The organism is Aeromonas sp. MR19, from assembly GCF_963899305.1.
Lineage (GTDB): Bacteria > Pseudomonadota > Gammaproteobacteria > Enterobacterales > Aeromonadaceae > Aeromonas > Aeromonas bestiarum.
This window is the reverse complement of record NZ_CAWQWZ010000007.1, coordinates 51,274-72,143: the sequence shown is the minus strand read 5'-3', so window position 1 is coordinate 72,143 and position 20,870 is coordinate 51,274. Positions and strand designations below refer to the sequence as shown.

General features: G+C 59.5%; 22 protein-coding genes. 7 read left to right on the top strand and 15 right to left on the bottom strand.

Features of this window, described 5'->3' with window-relative positions:
* Positions 1 to 4: 4 nt before the first annotated feature.
* Positions 5 to 466 (bottom strand): chemotaxis protein CheX, encoded by a 462-nt coding sequence (locus AACQ95_RS04310; protein ID WP_016351979.1) that lies wholly within the window; start codon positions 464 to 466, stop codon positions 5 to 7.
* Positions 456 to 914 carry a zinc uptake transcriptional repressor Zur gene (gene zur / locus AACQ95_RS04305; RefSeq protein ID WP_080741192.1) on the bottom strand — a complete coding sequence of 153 codons (459 nt, stop codon included), beginning with the start codon at positions 912 to 914 and terminating at the stop codon, positions 456 to 458. The genes AACQ95_RS04310 and zur overlap by 11 nt, the downstream gene beginning before the upstream one ends.
* A 138-nt stretch (positions 915 to 1,052) precedes the next feature.
* Between zur and dusA the strand changes: the two genes are divergently transcribed.
* Positions 1,053 to 2,039, top strand: coding sequence for a tRNA dihydrouridine(20/20a) synthase DusA (gene dusA / locus AACQ95_RS04300; RefSeq protein ID WP_241280708.1), 987 nt, complete (start codon positions 1,053 to 1,055; stop codon positions 2,037 to 2,039).
* 2 nt (positions 2,040 to 2,041) lie between these two features.
* The gene (locus tag AACQ95_RS04295) at positions 2,042 to 2,191 is read left to right on the top strand and encodes a hypothetical protein (RefSeq protein ID WP_241280705.1); all 150 of its coding nucleotides are present in this window, start codon (positions 2,042 to 2,044) and stop codon (positions 2,189 to 2,191) included.
* Between the two features lie 82 nt (positions 2,192 to 2,273).
* On the opposite strand, the gene AACQ95_RS04290 is transcribed toward AACQ95_RS04295, so the two are convergent.
* Entirely contained in the window at positions 2,274 to 2,699 is a 426-nt protein-coding gene (locus AACQ95_RS04290; protein WP_005320448.1) for a hypothetical protein, read from the bottom strand.
* A 101-nt stretch (positions 2,700 to 2,800) separates the two neighbouring features.
* Positions 2,801 to 3,073 (bottom strand): nucleoid-associated protein HU-alpha, encoded by a 273-nt coding sequence (hupA, locus tag AACQ95_RS04285; protein WP_005305063.1) that lies wholly within the window; start codon positions 3,071 to 3,073, stop codon positions 2,801 to 2,803.
* Positions 3,074 to 3,414: 341 nt separating this feature from the next.
* On the opposite strand from hupA, the gene rsd reads away from it, so the two are divergent.
* Positions 3,415 to 3,897, top strand: coding sequence for a sigma D regulator (rsd, locus tag AACQ95_RS04280; RefSeq protein ID WP_098982284.1), 483 nt, complete (start codon positions 3,415 to 3,417; stop codon positions 3,895 to 3,897).
* A gap of 101 nt (positions 3,898 to 3,998) precedes the next feature.
* A complete protein-coding gene (locus AACQ95_RS04275; protein ID WP_043554505.1) occupies positions 3,999 to 4,379 on the top strand; it encodes a PilZ domain-containing protein in 381 nt (126 codons plus the stop codon).
* A 111-nt stretch (positions 4,380 to 4,490) separates the two neighbouring features.
* Here the strand turns inward: AACQ95_RS04275 and radA are convergent, their stop codons facing one another.
* Positions 4,491 to 5,855: a DNA repair protein RadA gene (gene radA / locus AACQ95_RS04270; protein WP_043142423.1), complete on the bottom strand. Its 1,365-nt coding sequence runs from the start codon at positions 5,853 to 5,855 to the stop codon at positions 4,491 to 4,493.
* 100 nt (positions 5,856 to 5,955) lie between these two features.
* Here radA and AACQ95_RS04265 point away from each other — a divergent pair, with 100 nt between their 5' ends.
* On the top strand, positions 5,956 to 8,334 hold the full coding sequence (locus AACQ95_RS04265; protein ID WP_241280704.1) for a PilZ domain-containing protein: 2,379 nt from the start codon (positions 5,956 to 5,958) through the stop codon (positions 8,332 to 8,334).
* 151 nt (positions 8,335 to 8,485) lie between these two features.
* Here the strand turns inward: AACQ95_RS04265 and AACQ95_RS04260 are convergent, their stop codons facing one another.
* Together AACQ95_RS04260 and serB are read right to left on the bottom strand one after the other, a co-directional pair.
* Positions 8,486 to 9,391: an alpha/beta fold hydrolase gene (locus AACQ95_RS04260; RefSeq protein WP_241280702.1), complete on the bottom strand. Its 906-nt coding sequence runs from the start codon at positions 9,389 to 9,391 to the stop codon at positions 8,486 to 8,488.
* A gap of 36 nt (positions 9,392 to 9,427) precedes the next feature.
* On the bottom strand, positions 9,428 to 10,444 hold the full coding sequence (gene serB, locus AACQ95_RS04255; protein ID WP_241280701.1) for a phosphoserine phosphatase SerB: 1,017 nt from the start codon (positions 10,442 to 10,444) through the stop codon (positions 9,428 to 9,430).
* A gap of 120 nt (positions 10,445 to 10,564) precedes the next feature.
* On the opposite strand from serB, the gene AACQ95_RS04250 reads away from it, so the two are divergent.
* On the top strand, positions 10,565 to 11,182 hold the full coding sequence (locus AACQ95_RS04250; protein ID WP_043139787.1) for an AhpA/YtjB family protein: 618 nt from the start codon (positions 10,565 to 10,567) through the stop codon (positions 11,180 to 11,182).
* Between the two features lie 93 nt (positions 11,183 to 11,275).
* On the opposite strand, the gene deoD is transcribed toward AACQ95_RS04250, so the two are convergent.
* The 7 genes from deoD to AACQ95_RS04215 all read right to left on the bottom strand — a co-directional run bounded on the left by deoD (position 11,276) and on the right by AACQ95_RS04215 (position 18,541).
* Complete coding sequence (gene deoD, locus AACQ95_RS04245) at positions 11,276 to 11,989, bottom strand: purine-nucleoside phosphorylase (RefSeq protein ID WP_043139789.1); 714 nt, start codon at positions 11,987 to 11,989, stop codon at positions 11,276 to 11,278.
* 154 nt (positions 11,990 to 12,143) lie between these two features.
* Positions 12,144 to 13,352, bottom strand: a complete 1,209-nt coding sequence (locus AACQ95_RS04240) for a phosphopentomutase (protein ID WP_241280700.1) — start codon at positions 13,350 to 13,352, stop codon at positions 12,144 to 12,146.
* 14 nt (positions 13,353 to 13,366) lie between these two features.
* Positions 13,367 to 14,698 (bottom strand): thymidine phosphorylase, encoded by a 1,332-nt coding sequence (gene deoA / locus AACQ95_RS04235; protein WP_103472552.1) that lies wholly within the window; start codon positions 14,696 to 14,698, stop codon positions 13,367 to 13,369.
* 106 nt (positions 14,699 to 14,804) lie between these two features.
* A complete protein-coding gene (deoC, locus tag AACQ95_RS04230) occupies positions 14,805 to 15,578 on the bottom strand; it encodes a deoxyribose-phosphate aldolase (protein WP_017411234.1) in 774 nt (257 codons plus the stop codon).
* Positions 15,579 to 15,970: 392 nt separating this feature from the next.
* Complete coding sequence (locus AACQ95_RS04225) at positions 15,971 to 16,141, bottom strand: XapX domain-containing protein (RefSeq protein WP_005305103.1); 171 nt, start codon at positions 16,139 to 16,141, stop codon at positions 15,971 to 15,973.
* 123 nt (positions 16,142 to 16,264) lie between these two features.
* On the bottom strand, positions 16,265 to 17,539 hold the full coding sequence (locus AACQ95_RS04220) for a NupC/NupG family nucleoside CNT transporter (protein WP_241280699.1): 1,275 nt from the start codon (positions 17,537 to 17,539) through the stop codon (positions 16,265 to 16,267).
* A gap of 213 nt (positions 17,540 to 17,752) precedes the next feature.
* Positions 17,753 to 18,541, bottom strand: a complete 789-nt coding sequence (locus AACQ95_RS04215; protein WP_241280698.1) for a TatD family hydrolase — start codon at positions 18,539 to 18,541, stop codon at positions 17,753 to 17,755.
* Positions 18,542 to 18,581: 40 nt separating this feature from the next.
* Here AACQ95_RS04215 and tppF point away from each other — a divergent pair, with 40 nt between their 5' ends.
* Complete coding sequence (gene tppF / locus AACQ95_RS04210; RefSeq protein ID WP_241280725.1) at positions 18,582 to 19,199, top strand: type IVa pilus pseudopilin TppF; 618 nt, start codon at positions 18,582 to 18,584, stop codon at positions 19,197 to 19,199.
* Between the two features lie 318 nt (positions 19,200 to 19,517).
* On the opposite strand, the gene rlmD is transcribed toward tppF, so the two are convergent.
* Entirely contained in the window at positions 19,518 to 20,870 is a 1,353-nt protein-coding gene (gene rlmD / locus AACQ95_RS04205; protein WP_103472556.1) for a 23S rRNA (uracil(1939)-C(5))-methyltransferase RlmD, read from the bottom strand.

The following is a 20,870-nucleotide window of genomic DNA, read 5'->3' as shown; positions in this document are numbered from 1 at the left end:
AGGGTTACTCGAAGCAGATTTCGATGGTGGCCCGGCCGTAATCTGACTCGAACGGCATCATGATCTTGGTGCCATCGGCCCTGTGGGTGATGGTATGGTTGGGGCCGGAGACTATGATGGGGGTCGCCATATCGAACTCGTAGCCTTTCTCCCCCAGCATGCGCTTGGCGCCGCCGGTGACCATGTTGGTGATCTCGCCCACCATGTCGGTCACTTCTTCATTGATGGTGGCCGGGGCTTCCCCCAGCATGCGGCGCATGATCTCGAGCGCCAACCCCTTCTCGAAGCTGATGGAAAGCGAGCCACGGGTCTGCGGACCCACCATGCCGATGAGGCCTGAGACATCCCCTCGCGCCAGTTCATCCATCTTGCGCTTGGGTTTACCCGGTTTAAGCTCCAACTGTGCCATGGTGGAGAGCACATTGAGCAGGGAAAGCAGGAACGGGTTTACAAAATCAGCCTTCATGTTGATTTCCTACGGTGGGCGTACAGCGAGCACATTGGCCATGTGCCTCTATTGTCTTATTGGTAATAGTAAAACCATGCTGATGGGCCTGCTCGGAAAACGCGCTGTCGATCGCCGTGTCATGGAGTTCGACCACCTCGCCACACCGATCGCAGATCAGCAGTTGCATCGGGTGGGCATGGTCAAAGTGACAACAGAATATGAAGGCGTTGAGCGACTCCACCTTGTGGGCAAAGCCCTGTTCGAGCAGAAAATCGAGTGCCCGATAGACAGTAGGCGGCTTGGCATGAGCCTCGGTTTGCTGCAGCTGGGCTAACAAATCATAGGCGCTGATGGCGTTGCCGTGAGCAGCCAGCAGAGTGAAAACCTGGCGCCGGGTAGGGGTGAAGCGGATCCCGCGTTGTTCGCAGAGTCGTTCGGCTCGTTGTAAAAGTTGGTCTTGATTCATGATCACGCAAATACCCTTTTTATTAGCCGGATACTATCACAGGGCCCCCAGTGGCGCGGCGACAAAATTCATTTTCTGGGGCTGCCTCACGTTGTGATAAAATCCGGCCCCTTTGTTTAGCCAACCCGGATGATTTTTATGCAGGCGCAGCGTTTTTCCATCGCCCCCATGCTGGACTGGACCGATCGGCATTGCCGTTATTTCCACCGTCTGATGACCCGCCAGACCTTGCTCTATACCGAGATGGTAACCACGGGCGCCATCATCCATGGCAAAGGGGATTATCTGGGCTACAGCGAGCAGGAGCATCCCGTCTCGCTGCAACTGGGTGGCAGCAACCCCGCAGATCTGGCCCACTGCGCCAGACTGGCACAGGCGCGCGGCTATGACGAGATCAACCTCAACGTGGGTTGCCCGTCGGATCGGGTCCAGAATGGCCGCTTCGGTGCCTGCCTGATGGGCGAACCCGCGCTGGTGGCCGACTGCGTCAAGGCGATGCGCGATGTGGTGGACATCCCGGTCACCGTCAAGACCCGGATCGGCATCGACGAGCAGGACTCCTACGAATTCTTGCAGGCCTTCATCGAGCAGGTGCGCGATGCCGGTTGCGATACCTTCATCGTCCACGCCCGCAAGGCCTGGCTCAGCGGCCTGAGCCCCAAGGAAAACCGCGAGATCCCGCCGCTCGACTACCCACGGGTCTATCGGGTCAAACAGGATTATCCCGAACTGACCATAGCCCTCAACGGCGGCGTCACCTCCATCGAGCAGACCCTGGAGCACCTGCAGCAGGTGGACGGGGTCATGATGGGGCGCGAAGCCTATCAGAATCCCTATCTCCTGGCGCAAGTGGACAATCTGGTGTTCGGCCAGAACAACGCTGTGCCGAGCCGTCACGAGGTGGTGCGGATGATGCTGCCCTACATGGAGCAGGAGCTGGCCAAGGACAACTACCTATCCCACATGACCCGCCACATGCTGGGCCTGTTCCAGAACATGCAGGGTGCCCGCGCCTGGCGTCGTCACCTGAGCGAGAACGCCTGCAAGCCGGGCGCCGGCATTCAGGTCGTGCTGGATGCCATGGCCAAGGTGCCGGAATTCGCCAGCGCCGAGTCGGTGGAGTAATCATGTATAGCTTCACTGGTTCATGGCTGCACAAGGCGCTGGTCCGGCTCTGCGCCGGCCTGCTCGCCATCCTCGGCCTCAAGCTCAGCGCCTTCTACTTTCTCGGGTTGCTGATCGTCCTGGGCCTGCACAAGGAACAGTTGCTGGGCTGATCCTCATCGCCTTCAGCACCAATGAAAAAGCCGGTAACACCAGGTGTTACCGGCTTTTCTATGCGTGGCCATCGCGCTGACGCTACTCCCCCTTGTCCACAAACTGCAGTTCGGGCGCAAATGACGTCAGCACGTCGGCACAGTAGTCCCAGGTCGAGATGCGATAATGCTGCAGATCCTCGTCCAGATGAAGCCCCTCCGATTCCTGATGGAACCAGCTGGCAAAACGGGACGGGGTGATAAGCTGGATCTGCTCCTCGATGGCATGGCTCTCCTTGCCTTCCGACAGATCGCAATCTTCCATGACCCGCACGGCGAAGATATGACGAAAGTAGACCCGGCACAGGATCTGGGGTGGCAGATCTATGCTGCGCGCCCGACCCAGCATGACGGTCAGGGAGTCACTCCAGATATCCTGATGAAGTTCGGCCACAACCAGGCCTGGGGGGAGTTGGCGGGACGGAGCCCAAGGTACGGCAACCTGCCGAATGGCATTTTTCTGTTCCATCATCCACCTCACTACGGCGCACGCCATATCTTGAGTGTATCTGAAACAAATTCCGCTGACGATGGCAATAAAAAACCCGGCTGGCGCCGGGTTTTACACGATTACTTGACGGCGTCTTTGAGCGCCTTGCCTGCCACAAAGGACGGCACATTCGCGGCTGCAATCTGGATTTCTTTACCAGTTTGCGGGTTACGGCCGGTACGGCCCGCGCGATGGTTCACCTTGAAGGTACCAAAACCCACCAACTGCACAGCATCGCCTTCTTTCAGGCTCTGGGTAATACCATTGATGATCTCTTCCAGAGCAACTTTGGCCTGAGCTTTGCTCAGATCGGCTTTGGCGGCAATTGCATCGACAAGTTGAGCTTTGTTCATAACATTTCCTTTATGATCGGGCATTTAGCACCGGGCCACTCTATTCAAAAAAAAACACTCAGGCAAAGGCTTTATCAGCCAGATTGGCTTGAATGCTGGGGTTTTCATCAAGATCTGCGGAAATAGTCACATATCTCGCCCCTTCGTTATCGCGATGGATTGGAAGAGGAGAGAAAATGATGGGGTCTTGTAGCCAAAACACCATCTGATGTAACAATATCCCCATGCACCTATTGACGGTCAACAGGATTTTCCCTAGTTATAGGGAGTGTCGTCAGTCAATAAGAAAGGCCGGAGGCCTGTAGCGATAGCACTCCATGCCTATGCCCCACGGAGGGATTATGTTAACTGAACTGGAACAAACCAAGCGCGCATTGGCAGGAAAACACCGGGCTATCGATGACTGGCTGGATGCCAGGCAGGCTCTGCTGGTCGAATACATGCGGCTCGCCGGGCTGACGCCCGCCCGCACCAAACAACGCTCACTCCCTGGCCATGTCGAGCTGCAGCGTTTCTGTGAACAGCTGGTCGATTACGTCAGCGCCGGTCACTTCGAGATCTACAACCATGTGGTCACCGCCTTCGAAAAAGCCAGCGGCGACAAACTCGAGCTCGCCAAGCGCATCTACCCCAATATTCGGGCATGCACCGAATTCGCACTGGAATTCAACGACAAGTACAGCAACGCAGATGAGGCTCAGTTGCTGCTGCTGGACGAAGACCTGAATCAACTCGGCCCTGTGCTGGAGGATCGCTTCAAACAGGAGGATCGGCTGGTCAAGGCGTTGCAAGTGGTAGAGTCACTCAGCACCCAACAGGTTTGATATCCAATTTCGGAGCCAGTTCAAGATCCTGATGCGCAAGGTGCATTACACTTTATGTCATGACCTTTAGCATCAAACCCTATTGCTGACAGGAGATGAGAATGTCCGAGCGTCGCCGTTTTTCACGGATCCTTTACTTGACCATGGCCGACCTCGTCCAGGGCGATAAGAAATGGCGGACCCAGCTGGTGGATATCTCCCTGCAGGGCGCGCTCTTGATCCGGCCCGATGACTGGGAAAGCCACGACAACAAAGAGTATTCACTCAGCTTCGTGCTGAGCGGCAGCGACATCGAGATCAAGATGCAGGTCGAGCTGAACCATGAGGCCAGCAAGAAGCTGGGATTCTACTGCCACCATATCGATATCGACAGCGCGACCCACCTCAAGCGGATGGTAGAGCTCAACGTCGGAGATGAAGAGCTGCTCCATCGTGAACTGGAGCAACTGCTGAACGAGCATCTGGAACACCCCCACCCCTGAGGAGCCCTCCAGAGGCAATAAAAAAGAGCGCCGATGGCGCTCTTTTTTATTGCCTAGATTTATTGCCTAGACCAGTTAAATCTATGTTTTGGAACACAGCTGCGTCAATGACTACAAGGCTTCCAGCGCGTCGGCCAGTTTTTTCACCGGCACCACTTCCATTCCCTCTATCGGGTGCTTGGGCGCATTGGCGTGAGGCACTATGGCGCGGCGGAAGCCATGCTTGGCCGCCTCCTGCAATCGTTCCTGACCGGACGGCACGGGCCGGATTTCGCCGGAGAGGCCCACTTCGCCAAACACCACCAGATCCTTGGGCAGGGCCTGATCTCTGAAGCTGGAAACCATGGCCAGCAACAGGGCCAGATCCGCACTGGTCTCTTCAACCTTGACGCCCCCCACCACGTTGATGAAGACATCCTGATCCGCCATCTGCAGGCCGCCGTGACGATGCAATACCGCCAGCAGCATGGCGAGACGGTTGTGGTCCATCCCCACGGCCACCCGCCGTGGGTTGGAGAGCTGGGAATAGTCCACCAGCGCCTGCAGCTCCACCAGCAGCGGCCGGGTGCCCTCCCAGATCACCATGACGATGGAACCGGGTGCCTGCTCCTCGCCCCGACTGAGGAAGATGGCGGAGGGGTTGCTCACCTCTCGCATGCCTTGCCCCGTCATGGCGAACACGCCGAGTTCGTTGACGGCACCGAAGCGGTTCTTGTGGGAGCGCAGGGTGCGAAAACGCGAATCGTTGGCGCCATCCAGCAATACCGAACAGTCGACACAGTGCTCCAGCACCTTGGGACCCGCCAGGGTGCCATCCTTGGTCACATGGCCCACCATGAAGATGGCGACGTGATTCTGCTTGGCGTAACGGGTCAACAGGGCCGCGGCCTCCCGCACCTGGGAGACGGAACCGGGAGATGACTGGACATCCGCCACATGCATCACCTGGATGGAGTCGATGACCATGATCTGCGGCTGCTCCTGCTGAGCTATGATGCAGATCTGCTCGACACTGGTCTCCGACAGCATGCGCAGCTTGTCGGTAGGCAGCCCCAGCCGGCCGGCACGCATCGCCACCTGCTGCAACGACTCCTCCCCCGTGACATAGAGGGTCTTCATCCGCTCGGCCAGACCACACATGGTCTGCAGCAGCAGGGTAGACTTGCCCGCCCCCGGATTGCCGCCAATCAGAATGGCCGAACCTGGCACAACACCGCCGCCGAGCACCCGATCCAGCTCCTTGAAGCCGGAGGAAAAGCGCGGGATCTCTGTGGTGGCGATCTCCGCCAGCGTCTGGACCTGACTGCCGATGGCGCCGGCGTAGCCGGTGTAGCGGGCATTTTTGCCCGGCGTCACCGAGCCAAGACGCACCTCGGTGATGGTGTTCCACTCCTTGCATTCGCCGCACTGGCCTTGCCAGCGTGTGAAGTCGGCACCACATTCGGTACAAACATAGGCAGTTTTATTTTTGGCCATGGATAACTCGGGGACAGGATGAATTCCTGCTTGATATACTTGTTTGCGACCGACAGATCAAACCCAGAATCGGAAAAGTGACTTTCCGTGGCAGGAACACATGGATTCAGAACAACAACAGCACCTGATTGAACAGCTCATTCCTCTGCTCAGAGAAAAAGATTTTGATGACATCTTCAATCGCCTGACGCAGGACGAGAACAGCAACAGCCGTTTCCTGATCAAGATGGAGATAAAGCGCAAATGCACCCCCTGCCGGCGGGTCATCGACATGCGCGACGAGCTGGGCGAGGAGTGCCTGGTCCATGAGTTTGAAGGGGTCACCCACTTCATGCCGGCCGAGGCCATAGGCCTGTTCCAGTCCCAGTGCTATCTCTACCGGGATGCCTACACCCTGGGTGTCAACGAGGCGCTGCAATATTGGCAGAAACACCACCAGAGCAAGGGTGACGGTCCCCTGCTGCCCCCTGCCAGTCCGTTTCGCCAATACGATGTCAATCCCATCCCCTTCGCCAGCTACTACGGCCGGCGTCAGGAGCGGATGCACTTCAGCTCTCCCGTGCTCATCAAGTTTGCCGACGGCGACAAGCTGTTTGCCAAAAGCTCGGATCTTTCCCTCGGCGGGATCCGGGTCTCTGTGCCCTATCTGCCCAACTATCAGACCGGAGCCCAAGTCGAAGTCTTCTTCACCGGGCTGGAGCGGGATCACCCCAATCCCATATTGCACCACTCGGTCAGCTATCAGATCCTGGGCGAAGAGAGCAAAGAGGGGAAGTACTGGCTGCGACTGATCAAAACCGGCGAGCACACCGGCTTTGACCGCTTCCTGAGCGATTTCATCGAGAGCAACAAGAGCCGCTATCGAGTCAGCGTCGACTACCTGCTCTCCGCCGCCATCATCAAGGGGTACGAGCAGTTCTACCTGCCACGCATGACCGGCATGCCGCTGTTTTTCGGCTCGGGAGACAGCCCCAGCCTGGAGATAGCCCTGCGTACCGAGAACAATCAGCACATCCTCGAATACTGGCGCGATGCCAAGAACCGCGACATGCTCGCCAGCCTGTTCTCGGCGGCCCGCATGCAATCCCTGCTGCCGGCCCCGGGCACCCTGCAAGAGACCCTGATCTACTGCTTCACCCATTCGGTGCGCAGCCACCTCTACTTTTTCTCCGCCACCCGGGAGGAGTTGCAACAGAGCGGTCTGATGTCCCTCTTCTTCCAGGTCGGTGCCCGCCGCCCCAGCTGGCGCGTGTACAAGTTCAGCCTGGAGCGCTGCGATCTGCACGAGGCCGATCTCGCCAGCCAGCAGAGCCAGGACAGCCCCCAGTTGCAGGACATGCTGCTGCAGGAGCGGCTCAGGCAGATAAACTACGTCGGCCTGCTGCAAGATATCGGCCTCGACAGCCAGCGGGAAGAGTTTCACTACGACGCCAGCGTGCAGCATAACGCCAACGAGCTGCAGCGCTTCGGCCATGATCTCGGGGCCGCGCCCTTCGAGATAGAGACGCTGCATTATGTGCAGTTGCGCAAAGAGGCGCGCTACATCCACAAGACGGCCGTTGCCATCAAGCACAACGGGCGGGCCTGGCTTGGCTGGACCCGCGACATCTCGGCCCACGGCATGCAAATAGAGCTGGAAGAGGCGTTCGAGGGGGAGAAGGATGACATAGTCACCCTGGCCCTGCCTCGCCTGCAGGAGCTCTCCAAGAGCATGGATCTGCAACGCCTCCCCTACCGGCTGGTCAGCATCAACCTGACCCGGACAGTGCTGCATCTGTGTATCGAGGGGGATCCTGAGCGCCACACCGGCCGCCAGTTCTTCAGCCTGCTGATCGAGAGCAACCAGAACAAGCTCAAGGCGGCGCAGGAGCAGCGTCGTTATCGCGGCATGGCCAGGGCGCTGCGCAACATCTACACCCACCATATCTTCAGCACGCCCGTCTACATCAACAAGCTGAAGGGCGCGCCCAAACCGGCCTCGGTCGGTCATGCCCCGCAGGATCGCAGCCTGTCACGCCTGTTGCGGGCCTGCGCCGAGCAGGGGGATCAGGACAACCTCTATCCCCTGTTCCAGGGGGATCTGCTCAAGCAGCTGATCATGAACCCGCTGCGCGCCATTGAACGGGAAGACAAGCCGCAGGAAGAGGAGGTCTACATCGCCAGTCTGCACACGCCGGCCGGCCTGCCCGTCTTCTCCAGCCGGCTGGCCAGCAGTTTTCAGGACATGGCGGAAAAGCGCAGCTTCATCGAGCTGGCACTGCGTCAGGGGGAATTCTATTCGGTGCTGGTCGGCATCTCTCGCACCGGCCGACCCGATACCAACTTCATCGCCAACGAGCTGGATTACATCGCCAAGTTCGCCATCCACAAGGCCAAGAAGCTGGAGGAGGAGCTGTGGAGCGTGGTGGGGGTGGGCGAGCTGACCGATACCAGTCAGGCCACCCTGTTCCGGCTCGGCATCACCCCGCCCATCAACTGAGCGGGCGCCGCATGCCAGCAAGCCTGCTCAAGCGCGGATATCGGCCTGGCAAACCAGCAAGAAAATAATGGCTGGCCACGGGCCCGCCATTATTTTTATCCCTATATCAGCATATCAGGATAACGACCAGCTCCCGCCAGCCTTGTCTCCATCACGCCGCCTGCGGGTCAAGCAGCCACGCGAGGATCTGCGGGAAGTGATCCTCCTGTGCCTGTGGCGCCGTCAGCATGTTGATGTGATCGTAATCGAGCCGGTTGCCGTTATCCTTGCCAAGCCGGGTGTGACGCGTGGCAGACCCCATCTCGGCACTGAAGCGGCGCACATCGGTCGGGTGCCCCAATACCTTGTCAGCCTTGGCTGAAATCATCCAGAGCGGCGGCCAGTTGACCCTGGCCGCCGCTTCGTCATAGGCAAAGTCGTCGTACGGATCCTTCCAGGGGCCGCACTTGACCCAGGGAATCGTCTCCTGCAGGTAGCGCAGCGGCTCGTCATCCGCCCCCATCTTCAGGCTGCGGGCCGCCAGAAAACCGCTGCGCCTGGCCAGCCAGGGCGCCAGCCGATTCCAGATGAGATCCACCTTCAACCAGCGCTCCGGGTTCTGCACCGAGACGCCACGCTTGGTGCCAAAGAACACCAGGCTGGCGATCTGCACGGCCAATTCCGGAAAACGCACCAGGGTCGAGGCCATGATAACGCCCCCCCAGGAGTGAGCCATCCAGTGCAGCTTGAAGCCGGCATGGCGCGCCGCAATCCAGCGGTGCAAGGCCGGCAGATCCTCGGTGATCAGCTCATGCTGGCCATGCTCGGCTTGCACGGCGATGGCCGGGGTGCTCAGACCCCGGCCGCGCAGGTCGGCCACATAAACTTGATAGCCATGGCGCGCCAGGAAACAGGCCAGCCCCTTGCCCGATTCGGTGTAGAAGATGCGGCCATTCTCGATGGCGCCATGCACCATCAGGATCGGTTCTGCATGCACGGCGACCCGTGGCTGGATGTGGCGCACGTGCAGCTGGTGCTCACCACAGGGAATAAACAGGGATTGCTGTAACAGTTCCATTGCTATGCAAGGTCCTCCATGACGTGGGTGGGTAACTCAGGATCCGTGACGATCCCAACGACGATCGCGACAGGCAAGGGCGCCGAGCAGGCAGATCACCCCTTCCAGATCATGATGGTTGAGGGTGGCGGCCGCCTGGGCCCGCACCAGCGGCTTGGCGTGGATGGCGATGCCAAGAGCGGCCACCGCCATCATCTTGAGATCGTTGGCACCATCGCCGATGGCCACTGTCTGGCCAGCGGCGATACCAAAGTCACTCGCCAGCCGTTGCAGCACCTCGGCCTTGACGCTGGCGTCCACTATGCGGCCACTTACCTTGCCGGTCAGCCGCCCCCCCTCGACCGCCAGCTCGTTGGCGAAAATGGCATCCAGCCCCAGCGCCTGCTGCAGTTCGCCGGCGAAACGGGTGAAGCCCCCCGAGGCGATCGCCACCTTCCAGCCCGCCTGCTTGAGGGTATCGACCATCAATTGCAGGCCCGGCATCCAGGACATCTGGGCCGCCACCTCGTCGAGAATGGTGACAGGTGCCCCCGCCAGCAGGGCGACCCGATTGCGCAGGCTGTCGGAAAACTCCAGCTTGCCCTGCATGGCCGCGGCCGTCACGGCGGCCACCTGCTCGCCCACTCCCGCCAGACGGGCGATCTCGTCGATGCACTCGATCTGGATGGCGGTGGAGTCCATGTCCATCACCAGCAAACCGGGCTCACTCAGGGTAGGCAGCGCGGGCAGATGACAGATGTCGATGTCCCACTCCTCGGCCTTGAGCCACTGCACCAGCTCGGGGGAGAACCTGTCCGTTCCCAACAGCAACAGGGGCACCCCGGCCGGGCTGCTCGGCGGATAGAGCTGGGCCTGCATATCCAGCGCGGCCAGCGACTCGGCCAGGCGCGCCAGATGGCGGGCGGCAAGGGGCTTGCCAAACAGCACCAGCCAGGCGCCATCCAGCGGTTTGGCAACGGGCAGCAGCGCCTGCGGCGTCAATTGCCACCAGGGGGCACTGGACAGGCACTCTGGCCACTCGGACAAGGCAGCGGGTAATTGGGACAACAGCATAGAGATAGAGCCTTCCTTGGTGATCATGGGGTTAACAAAGCTGGCCCAGAGTAGCGTATTGCTTTTTGTACAGGCAAGCGCCAAGATCCCGCCACCGCTCGTCGTCAGGAGGTTCAACGCTTGCGTCATCTTCCCATCAAACGTGTTCTCAGTCTGGGTGCCGGCATCTTGCTCGGCCTCTGGGTGCTCGGTGTGCTCATCCATATGCAGGGCGAAAGCCAGGCCTCGCTGCACAGCGAGGCACGCAACCGTGCCCAGGCGCTGGTCGCCTATGCCGCCCGCGACATGAAGCGCTGGATCAAGGAGGACAAGAACAGCGAGCTGGAACGGCTGGCCCAGGATCTGGCCGCCGAGCCCGAGATCCTCGATGCCACCCTCTATGACGCCCGTGGCATCCCCCTCGCCCAGTCGGACGCCGCCGTGCCGCTGGACAGCCTGCTGCCCATCGGCGACAACAACAAATCGCTGCCGGAGCAGGGCAAGGGCCGCATCCAGTTTGTGCAGGAGATCCTGGATGGGGAGCAAACCATTGGCTACCTGCGCATCACACTGGAAGAGCAGCAACTGCTGGCAGACAAGGACACCCGGCTCAAGGTGATACAGGAGAAACAGCGGCTGATGCTGCTGGTGGCGCTACTGGCCGGCCTGCTCATCTCCTACGGCGTGCGCCGCAACTACATGCGGGTGCGCAAGCACAAGAAGAAGAGCCCGCCCTCGTCGGGTGCGCCGAGCGCCTGATCCCATAAGGTTCAAGGCACGGCGCTGCGGCCACGAACCATAAAAAAACGGCGACCCTGGGGTCGCCGTTTTGCATGGAGTCCAGGCTGCGGATCAGTCGCCCAGCAGCACTGAATCCAGTGCGATTTCGATCATGTCGTTGAAGGTCAGCTGACGCTCTTCGGAGGTGGTCTGCTCACCGGTACGGATATGGTCGGAGACGGTGCAGATGGTCAGTGCCTTGGCACCGTACTCTGCGGCCACGCCGTAGATACCGGCGGCTTCCATCTCGACACCCAGGATGCCGTACTTTTCCATGACGTCGAACATGGAAGGGTCCGGGGTGTAGAACAGGTCGGCGGAGAAGATGTTACCGACGCGCACGGCAACGCCCTTGTTCTTGGCGGCTTGCACGGCATTGGCAACCAGGCCGAAGTCGGCGATGGCGGCGAAGTCGTGATCCTTGAAGCGCAGACGGTTGACCTTGGAATCGGTGCAGGCACCCATGCCGATCACCACGTCGCGCAGTTTCACGTCTTCACGCACGGCGCCACAGGAGCCCACGCGGATCAGGGTCTTCACACCGTAGTCAGTGATCAGCTCTTTGGCATAGATGGAGCAGGACGGGATGCCCATGCCGTGACCCATGACGGAGATGCGACGGCCCTTGTAGGTACCGGTGAAGCCGAGCATGCTGCGCACGTCGCACACCTGCTCGACGTTCTCCAGGAAGGTTTCGGCGATGTACTTGGCGCGCAGGGGGTCGCCCGGCATCAGCACTGTATCAGCAAAGGCGCCATCTTTCGCATTGATATGAGGAGTTGCCATTCTCTTGATTCCTTCACACTAGGTTGAGTTTTATTGTCTTTATTGGTTGCCCGCCACCGAGGTGACGGGCGGGTAAATTACAGGAGGCGAGTGCCGCACTGCAACCTGGGCAGGCCCTGCAGAATAGACCGCAAGGCGCCACCCGAAATCGGCCTTACAGGAAGCTGGTACCGTATTGCAGCTTGGGCAGACCGTGGTACGCCGCTATGCTCTGGCCTATGTCGGCAAAGGTCTCGCGACGACCGACGGAACCGGCCTTGACCGGCTTGCCGAAGAAGAGCACAGGGATGTATTCACGGGTGTGATCGGTACCGTTCCAGGTCGGATCGCAGCCGTGGTCGGCGGTCAGCACCACTACGTCGCCATCTTGCAGTATCTCGAACAGCTCTGGCAGACGGGAATCGAAATACTCCAGTGCATCGGCGTAGCCTTTCACGTCACGACGGTGACCGTAGGAGGAGTCGAAGTCCACGAAGTTGGTGAAGACGATGGTGTTGTCACCGGCCGCTTTCACCTCTTCCAGGGTGCGATCCCACAGCTCGGTCAGGCCGGTGCCCTTCACCTGCTTGGTGATGCCCTGGTTGGCATAGATGTCGGCGATCTTGCCGATGGAGACCACCTGGCCACCCGCTTCTTTCATGTAATCCAGCACTGTCGGCGCCGGCGGCAGCACAGAGTAGTCGTGGCGGTTGCCGGTACGCTTGAAGTTGCCCTTGCCACTGCCCACGAACGGACGGGCGATGACGCGGCCTATGTTGTAGGGCTCCAGCAGCTCGCGCACTATGTGGCACAGCTCATAGAGCTTCTCGAGACCGTAGGTCTCTTCGTGACAGGCGATCTGGAACACGGAGTCGGCAGAGGTGTAGAGGATCGGCTTGCCGGTACGCATGTGCTCTTCGCCCAGATCATCCAGCACCTGGGTGCCGGAGGCGTGGCAGTTGCCGAGGTAGCCGGACAGACCCGCCTTCTCGACGATGGCGTCCAGCAGCTCCTGAGGGAAGCTGTTGTGGTGATCGGTGAAGTAACCCCACTCGAACAGCACGGGCACGCCAGCGATCTCCCAGTGGCCGGACGGAGTGTCCTTGCCGGAGGAGAGCTCCTGGGCGAAACCGTAGGCACCGATCACCTCGATATCCTTCTTCAAGCCTGCCGGGAAGTAGCCGGAGGCCAGCTCACCGGCATGGCCCAGACCCAGCTTGTTCAGGTTCGGCAGATTGAGGGCGCCACGGCCTTCAATCTCACCGGCAGCACAGGCCTTGGCGATATGGCCAAGGGTGTTGGCGCCCACATCTCCGAACTTGTCGGCATCGGCGGCAGCGCCAATACCGAAAGAGTCCATCATCAGAATAAAGGTACGTTTCATGGGACTTCCCCTTGTTACAAATCAGCCAGACCGATGCGACGGTAGACCTCAGGCAGGGCCTGGGGTTGAGTGTCACCGATCTTGACAGCCGCCTGCACCATGCTGGCAGCCTGAGCAAATTGCTCTTCGGTTTGAGCGTGGATCAGGGCAATCGGCTTGTCAGCATCGACGCTCTGGCCCAGGCGGATAAAGTCGGTCAGACCGACGGCGTAATCGAGTTTGTCACCGGCGGCGCGACGACCGCCACCCATGGCGACCACGGCCAGACCCAGCTCCCGGGTATCCATGGCCGTCACGAAGCCGGCATTGGCCGCATACACGGGGCGCACAATAGCAGCCTTGGGCAGGTGACTATCATAACGTTCCATGAAGTCGGACGGACCACCGAGGCCGGTCACCATGCGACCGAAGATCTCGGCCGCCTTGCCGTTGTCGAGCACGGCCTGCAGCTTGCGACGGGCATCGGCATCGTCGCTGGCCAGATGGGCGGAGATCAGCATCTCGGCGCACAGGCTCATGGTGACTTCGTGAATGCGTGGGTTGCGGTACTCACCTGTCAGGTAGCGCACTGCTTCGCGCACTTCCACGGCGTTGCCAGCGCTGGAGGCCAGCACCTGGTTCATGTCGGTGAGCAGGGCCGAGGTGCGGCAACCGGCACCGTTGGCCACGGCGACTATGCTCTTGGCCAGCTCCTCAGATGCTTCAAAGGTCGGCATGAAGGCACCAGAGCCCACCTTGACGTCCATCACCAGGGCTTCCAGCCCGGAGGCGAGCTTCTTGGAGAGGATGGAGCCGGTGATCATGGCGATGGATTCGACGGTGGCCGTGATGTCACGCACCGCATAGATGCGCTTGTCGGCCGGGGCGAGATCACCGGTCTGGCCGATAATGGCCACACCCGCCTCTTTCACCACTTTCAGGAAAAGATCGTTGTCGACCGAGGTCTGGTAGCCGGGGATGGCATCCAGCTTGTCCAGGGTGCCGCCGGTATGACCCAGGCCACGACCGGAGATCATGGGCACGAAGCCACCGCAGGCGGCGACCATGGGGCCCAGCATCAGGGAGACTACATCACCCACGCCACCGGTGGAGTGCTTGTCGACGATGGGGCCACCCAGATTGAGGTGATCCCAGTTCAATACCATGCCGGAGTCGCGCATGGCGCAGGTCAGGGCAACCCGCTCATCCATGGTCATGTCTTTGAAGTAGACCGCCATCGCCAGTGCCGCAATCTGGCCCTCGCCTATGGTGTTGTTGGTAATGCCCTGAACGAAGAATTGAATCTCTTGGGTACTGAGCGCTTCACCGTTGCGCTTCTTTCGAATAATTTCTTGAGGCAAAAACATCTTTCATTCCCTCCGCCATTGCTGGCGTCACATAAGCCGTTATCCCTGCCCGCGCGCCGTCTGGCGGGGGCATAACAGGGCGAGCCACGCTCGCCCTCTCATCAACTTAGTAACCGCTGGTGTTGGCAGGCTTGTCGCCATGCCCCAGCGTGGCCAGCAGGCTGGCCAACAGGCTGGATGCACCAAAGCGGAAGGTGCGGGCGGATACCCAGTCCTTGCCCAGGATCTCTTCGGCCATGGCCAGGTACTGACCCGCCACGGCAGCATCCTTCACGCCACCGGCCGGCTTGAAGCCGACTTTCGGGTTCTTGGCCTTGATCACTTCCATCATGATGCGGGCCGCTTCCGGGGTCGCATTGACCGGCACCTTGCCGGTGGAGGTCTTGATGAAATCGGCACCGGCGTCGATGGAGATCTCGGAGGCGCGACGGATCAGCGCCTCTTCTTTCAGTTCACCTGTCTCGATGATCACTTTCAGCAGTGCTTGAGTGCCGCAAGCTTCCTTACAAGCTTTGACCAGATCGAAGCCAACCTGTTCATTGCCAGCCATGAAGGCGCGGTACGGGAACACCACGTCCACTTCATCGGCACCGTAAGCCACGGCGGCACGAGTCTCGGCCACGGCGATCTCGATGTCGTCGTTGCCATGGGGGAAGTTGGTTACGGTCGCGATGCGCACATCGGCGGCGCCGATCTCGCGCAGTGTCTTGCGCGCTATGGGGATGAAGCGGGGATAGATGCAGACGGCAGCGGTCAGGCCGGCCGGAGACTTGGCCTTGCGGCACAGGTCGATGACCTTCTGATCGGTGTCATCATCGTTCAGGGTGGTCAGGTCCATCAGGTTCAGGGCGCGTTGGGCGGCCAGTTTCAGATCAGTCATTCTGTTCTCCAAAGTCTCGATTTAATCCTGCTTCCAGGGGCGAGCGCCTGCTTGTCGCAACGCAACCAGCAAGACACGACTCCCAAGGATACGGGAATGGAATTACAGCGCGCATGCACAGGCAATATGGCTGTAAATAAGGCAAGAGCCCTGTCACTTTCTTACAAAAGTGCGGACTTGGTTCCATGAAGACTTGAGAAAGGCCGACAACTGCTGACCCGACTTCCCAATCAATTCCATTTGACCGCCAACACCCGATTTGATCGGGCATTAGTCAATGCCAGCACCCTGCTGGCAATGCCTATTTCAGCCGAGATACCCCGTGTTTGCAAGCCGGATTTGCCAATTTCAGAGGTACCTCACATCTGGCAAATCCGGTACTGAACAGTGCGTTAAGAGAAGAAGCGTGTGAGTATCCAGGAGTACGCCAGCCCCCCCAGATAGACCCCGACTATCCCCATTACCCCGGACAGTACGGGTGGGGCCGGGATCGGCAATTTGAGGAAAGAAAACAACAAGCCAACGATAAAGCCGGCCGCCATCGCCAGTAGCACTTCATTCATATAACCTCCGATTTGACTCATTTTATTATTAGTTTAGAAAGGAAAACGGTTGTCACCGCTCCAAACGCGAACGCCACAGCTTTTCGCTGTGGCGTTCGTCTTTACCTGAGTATCAGGCAAATATTACATGGCTGTCAGTGCCAGGAAGAAGCCTGCGATGGTGGCAGACATCAGGTTGGACAGAGAGCCGGCCAGTACGGCCTTCAAACCAAATTTGGCAATGGTGCCGCGACGGTTCGGTGCCATGGAGCCCAGACCACCCAGCAGGATTGCAACGGAGGACAGGTTGGCAAAGCCGCACAGGGCGAAGGAGATGATGGCCTTGGTGTGCTCGGACATGGCCACGCCGTTGATCAGCACTTCATCCTTCAGATAAGGGGCAAAGTTCAGGTAAGCCACGAACTCGTTCACCACCAGCTTCTGGCCGATGAAGGAACCGGCCACCACGGCCTCGCTCCAGGGGACACCGATCAGGAAGGCCAGCGGGGAGAACAACCAGCCCAGCAGCAGTTCCAGGGAGAGCTGCGGATAACCGAACCAGCCACCCATACCGGCGAAGATGCCGTTGATCATGGCGATCAGGCCGATGAAGGCCAGCAGCATGGCACCCACGTTCAGGGCCAGTTGCAGACCGGCGGAGGCACCGGCGGCGGCGGCATCGATCACGTTGGCAGGCTTGTCTTCCAGATCGCCATCGGCATTGTTTTCGTCATAGTTGGGGGTCTCGGTTTCCGGTACCAGCAACTTGGCGAACAGCAGACCACCCGGGGCAGCCATGAAGGAGGCGGCGATCAGGTATTCCATCTTGACGCCCATGGAGGCATAACCAGCCAGCACGGAACCGGCAACGGAGGCCAGGCCACCACACATGACGGCAAACAGCTCGGAGTCAGTCATCTTGGAGATGAAGGGACGCACCACCAGCGGGGCTTCGGTCTGACCGACGAAGATGTTGGCCGTGGCAGAGAGGGATTCGGTACGGGACGTGCCCAGTACTTTTTGCAGGCCACCACCCAGCAGCTTGATTACCCACTGCATGATGCCCAGATAATAGAGAACCGCGATCAGAGAGGAGAAGAAGATGATGACGGGCAGAACGCGGAAGGCAAAAATAAAGCCGCCGCCGCCGAACACTTCAAACATCTTGTTGCTGACCAGACCACCGAACAGGAATTCGATACCGTTTTGACCATAACCGATGACGCTGGAAACGGCATCGGATACACCCACCAGAATATCTCGGCCAACCGGGACGTACAGCACGAATGCACCCAGTCCAGCTTGAATTGCAAAGGCACCGCCAACGGTGCGAACTTTTATTGCTTTGCGATTACTGGAGAACAGCACCGCGATAAGGATGAGTGTTGCCATCCCTACCAGACCCATAATCAAATTCATTATTAACACTTCCTCTTTAGTAGCACCTTCCAGCTTGTTAACAACTTGTATCTCAAAGCCATCAATCAAGGGTGCGCATTATACTAATTACGGTGCGACAAAGTAGAATGCTGGTCACATTTTATAAGCATGAAATGCGCTAGAGGTCGTCAAATTAGACCGCAAACGATTTTTACTCGCCCCGTTTTTTATCATGATGCTATCAAGAGTTAATCAGGTGTTAATTTCAGAGTGTCCGAGCGGGAAAGTGTGAAAAGTGGATTCATGTAACACCGCGACAACATGACTCAAGGGCTGTTGCCGCAATTCGGCCAAGAGTTGCGCAATCTTCGGCAAGTTGGCGGGGGTATTCGGAATGCCCTGCAGGCCTTGCAACGGCATGTCGGGCGCATCGGTTTCCAGCAGCAGAGCCTCCAGCGGCATGTCGCGGATCGCCTCCCGGGTCTTGTTGGCCCGCTCATAGCTGATGACGCCGCCGATCCCCAGTCTGAATCCAAGCTGCCAGAACACCTCGGCCTGATGCAGAGAGCCGCTGAAGGCGTGGATGACACCCCCCCTTGCCGGCTTGAAGCGCCGCAAAATTTTGGCAACCGTGTCGTTGGCCCGCACCGAATGGACTATCAGTGGCAGCTCATGCTCCATGGCCAGCCTGATCTGCGCCTCGAACCAGGCCAGCTGCCCCTCCTGCGGCACCTGGCTGCGCAGATCCAGCCCGCACTCCCCGACCGCCACCAGGCCAGGGGGCCGGGCAGCCAACAACACCTGCAATCGCGTCAGTGCACCCTGGGTCTGGGTGCCCACATACCAGGGGTGAATGCCCAGCCCGTAGGTGATCCCCGGGTACTGCTCCGCCAGCGCCATCACGCGAGCCCAGTTTTCCTCTCCCACGGCGGGGATGATATACTCGCCCACCCCCAACTGCCGGCACTCGGCCAGCAACGCCGCCCGGTCTGGATCGAAGACGGGAAAATCGAGATGGCAATGGGTGTCGATCAGTTGCATGTCGCTTTCACCTGTTTGTCGTACTTGATGGGTCTACTCAATAATGAAACGCTCGAACCATGGCTTTACCCTGATAGAACTGGTGATGGTCATCATAGTGCTTGGGGTCCTGGCCGTAACGGCAATGCCCCGCTTTATCAATATCAAGGATGATGCCCTCAAGAGCACGGTTGCCGCCACCGCCGGCAGCTTCGCCAGCGCGGTGCAGCTTGCCCATGCAGGCTGGGCGGTCAAGGCACAGGGCCAGGCACTCTACAATCTGGGCAGCATGGGTCAACGCAACCTCGACATCAACCGTTATGGCTGGCCCGCCGGCACGGATGAGGATCAGGGCCACAAGGGGATCAATGAGCCTTACGTTCCCGGTCAGGGAGACTACATCTCGGTCAGCAACCAGTCAGACTGCCGCCTGCTGTTTCAGGGGCTGCTGGACAGCAGCTATATTGTCGCCTCGGTCGATCAGGATCCCGAGATCCAGGTCAAAGCCGACTATCTGTCCAGCGAGCAACCCGGCAACCATATAGATGAAGATGGCGAGCCTCACAGCAACTGCCGCTATACCCTGCGCGACTCCATCGCCCGCTTCCCGGCTTACCCGGATGGATTGAGCTTTGACTACAACAGCGTTACCGGGGCCGTGACGCGCAATTTTGATTGAGTGACGAGGCGTCGCCCTCCGACGCCGGCTCCTCCTGCTCATCTTCGTCATAACGTACCGGCGCGCAGCAGCGCCGGTTCTCCGGGGTGAGTCCCCACTCCTGACACCAGCCATCGTAGCGAGCCAACCAGCGTAGCAAGATACCTTTCATGGTCTGCACCTCATACTGTCACCCCTTCTATTTCCCGCCCCTCTGCCCAAATCCAAGTCCGATACCATGGCTCGGCACCTGAATGACAGACATAAAAAACGACTCCATTTGGAGTCGTTTTTAACAGAGCCATCTGGCTAATTCAATCGCTGTGGCTCGAGTGCCTGTCAGCCCTTGGCAGGCAGGCTCAGGCGGGCGACCGCTTCCACATGCATGGAATGCGGGAACATGTCCACCGGCTGCACTTCATCCAGCACGAAGCCCTGCTTGACCAGCCAGGCGAGATCGCGGGCCAGGGTCTGCGGGTTGCAGGAGACATAGACCAGACGGCGCGGCGCCATGGCGACCAGGGTCTGCAATACCGCCTTGTCACAACCCTTGCGGGGCGGATCCAGCACCACCACGTCGGCGGTCACGCCCTGGGCGTGCAGCTCGGGCATCAGCTGCTCGGCCTTGCCCACGTGGAATTCGGTGTGCTCTATGCCGTTGAGGGCCGCGTTGCGACGGGCGTCGCTGATGGCGCTCTCCACCGATTCTATCCCCACCACCTTGGCGGCCTTGCCAGCCAGGAACAGGGAGATGGTACCGATACCGCAATAGATGTCGAACACAGTCTCGTTGCCGGTCAGCTCGGCATATTCAAGGGCGCTGGAGTAGAGCACATCGGTCTGGGTCGGGTTGTTCTGGAAGAAGGAGAGCGGCGAGATCTCGAACTCGAGTTCATGGATCTTGTCGCGGATCACCCCTTCACCCAGCAGCACCCGGTTGCTCGCACCCAGAATGCGGTTAGTGCGCTCATCGTTGATATTCTGCACCAGGGTGGTGATGGGCAGATCGCTCAAGCTCGCCAGCAGCTCGGCTTCGAACGGCAGTGTTTCACCCAGGGTCACCAGCACCACCATCAGCTCGCCGCTCTTGAAGCCCTTGCGGGTCATCAGGTTGCGCACACAACCGGTGTGATTCACTTCGTCATAGGCGGCGATGTCATGCTCGCGCATCCAGCCACGCACCCGGGCGTTCAGTTCCACGTGCAGCGGATCCTGAACCGCGCAATCGTCCGCAGTGATGAGATCGTGGGAGTGCTTGCGATAAAAACCAATCTCGGCGCCGGCCTCACAGCCACGCACCGCATATTGCGCCTTGTTGCGATAGGCGAACGGACTCTCCATGCCGAGGATGGGGTTGACCGTGGTGTCACCCAGCCCGACCTGTTCCAGTGCGCTCTGCACCAGTGCCTGCTTGAGCTTGAGCTGGGCCGGGTAGGCCAGCGGGCGCACCTGGCAGCCACCGCACTCTGTGTTGGGGCAGAAATCAGCGACCCGATCGGCAGACGGCTGGAGCAGCTCGGTCAGCTTGCCATGCAGATAGTTCGGCTTGACCTCGGTCAGCTCAACCAGCGCCTGCTCACCGGGTAGCAGACCCTCGACAAACAGGGGGCGATCGAACAGGCGTCCCTTGCCATCCCCTTTGTCGGTCAGTTCCAGGATCTCGATCTGGTGTTGATGTCCCACTAACGGCAT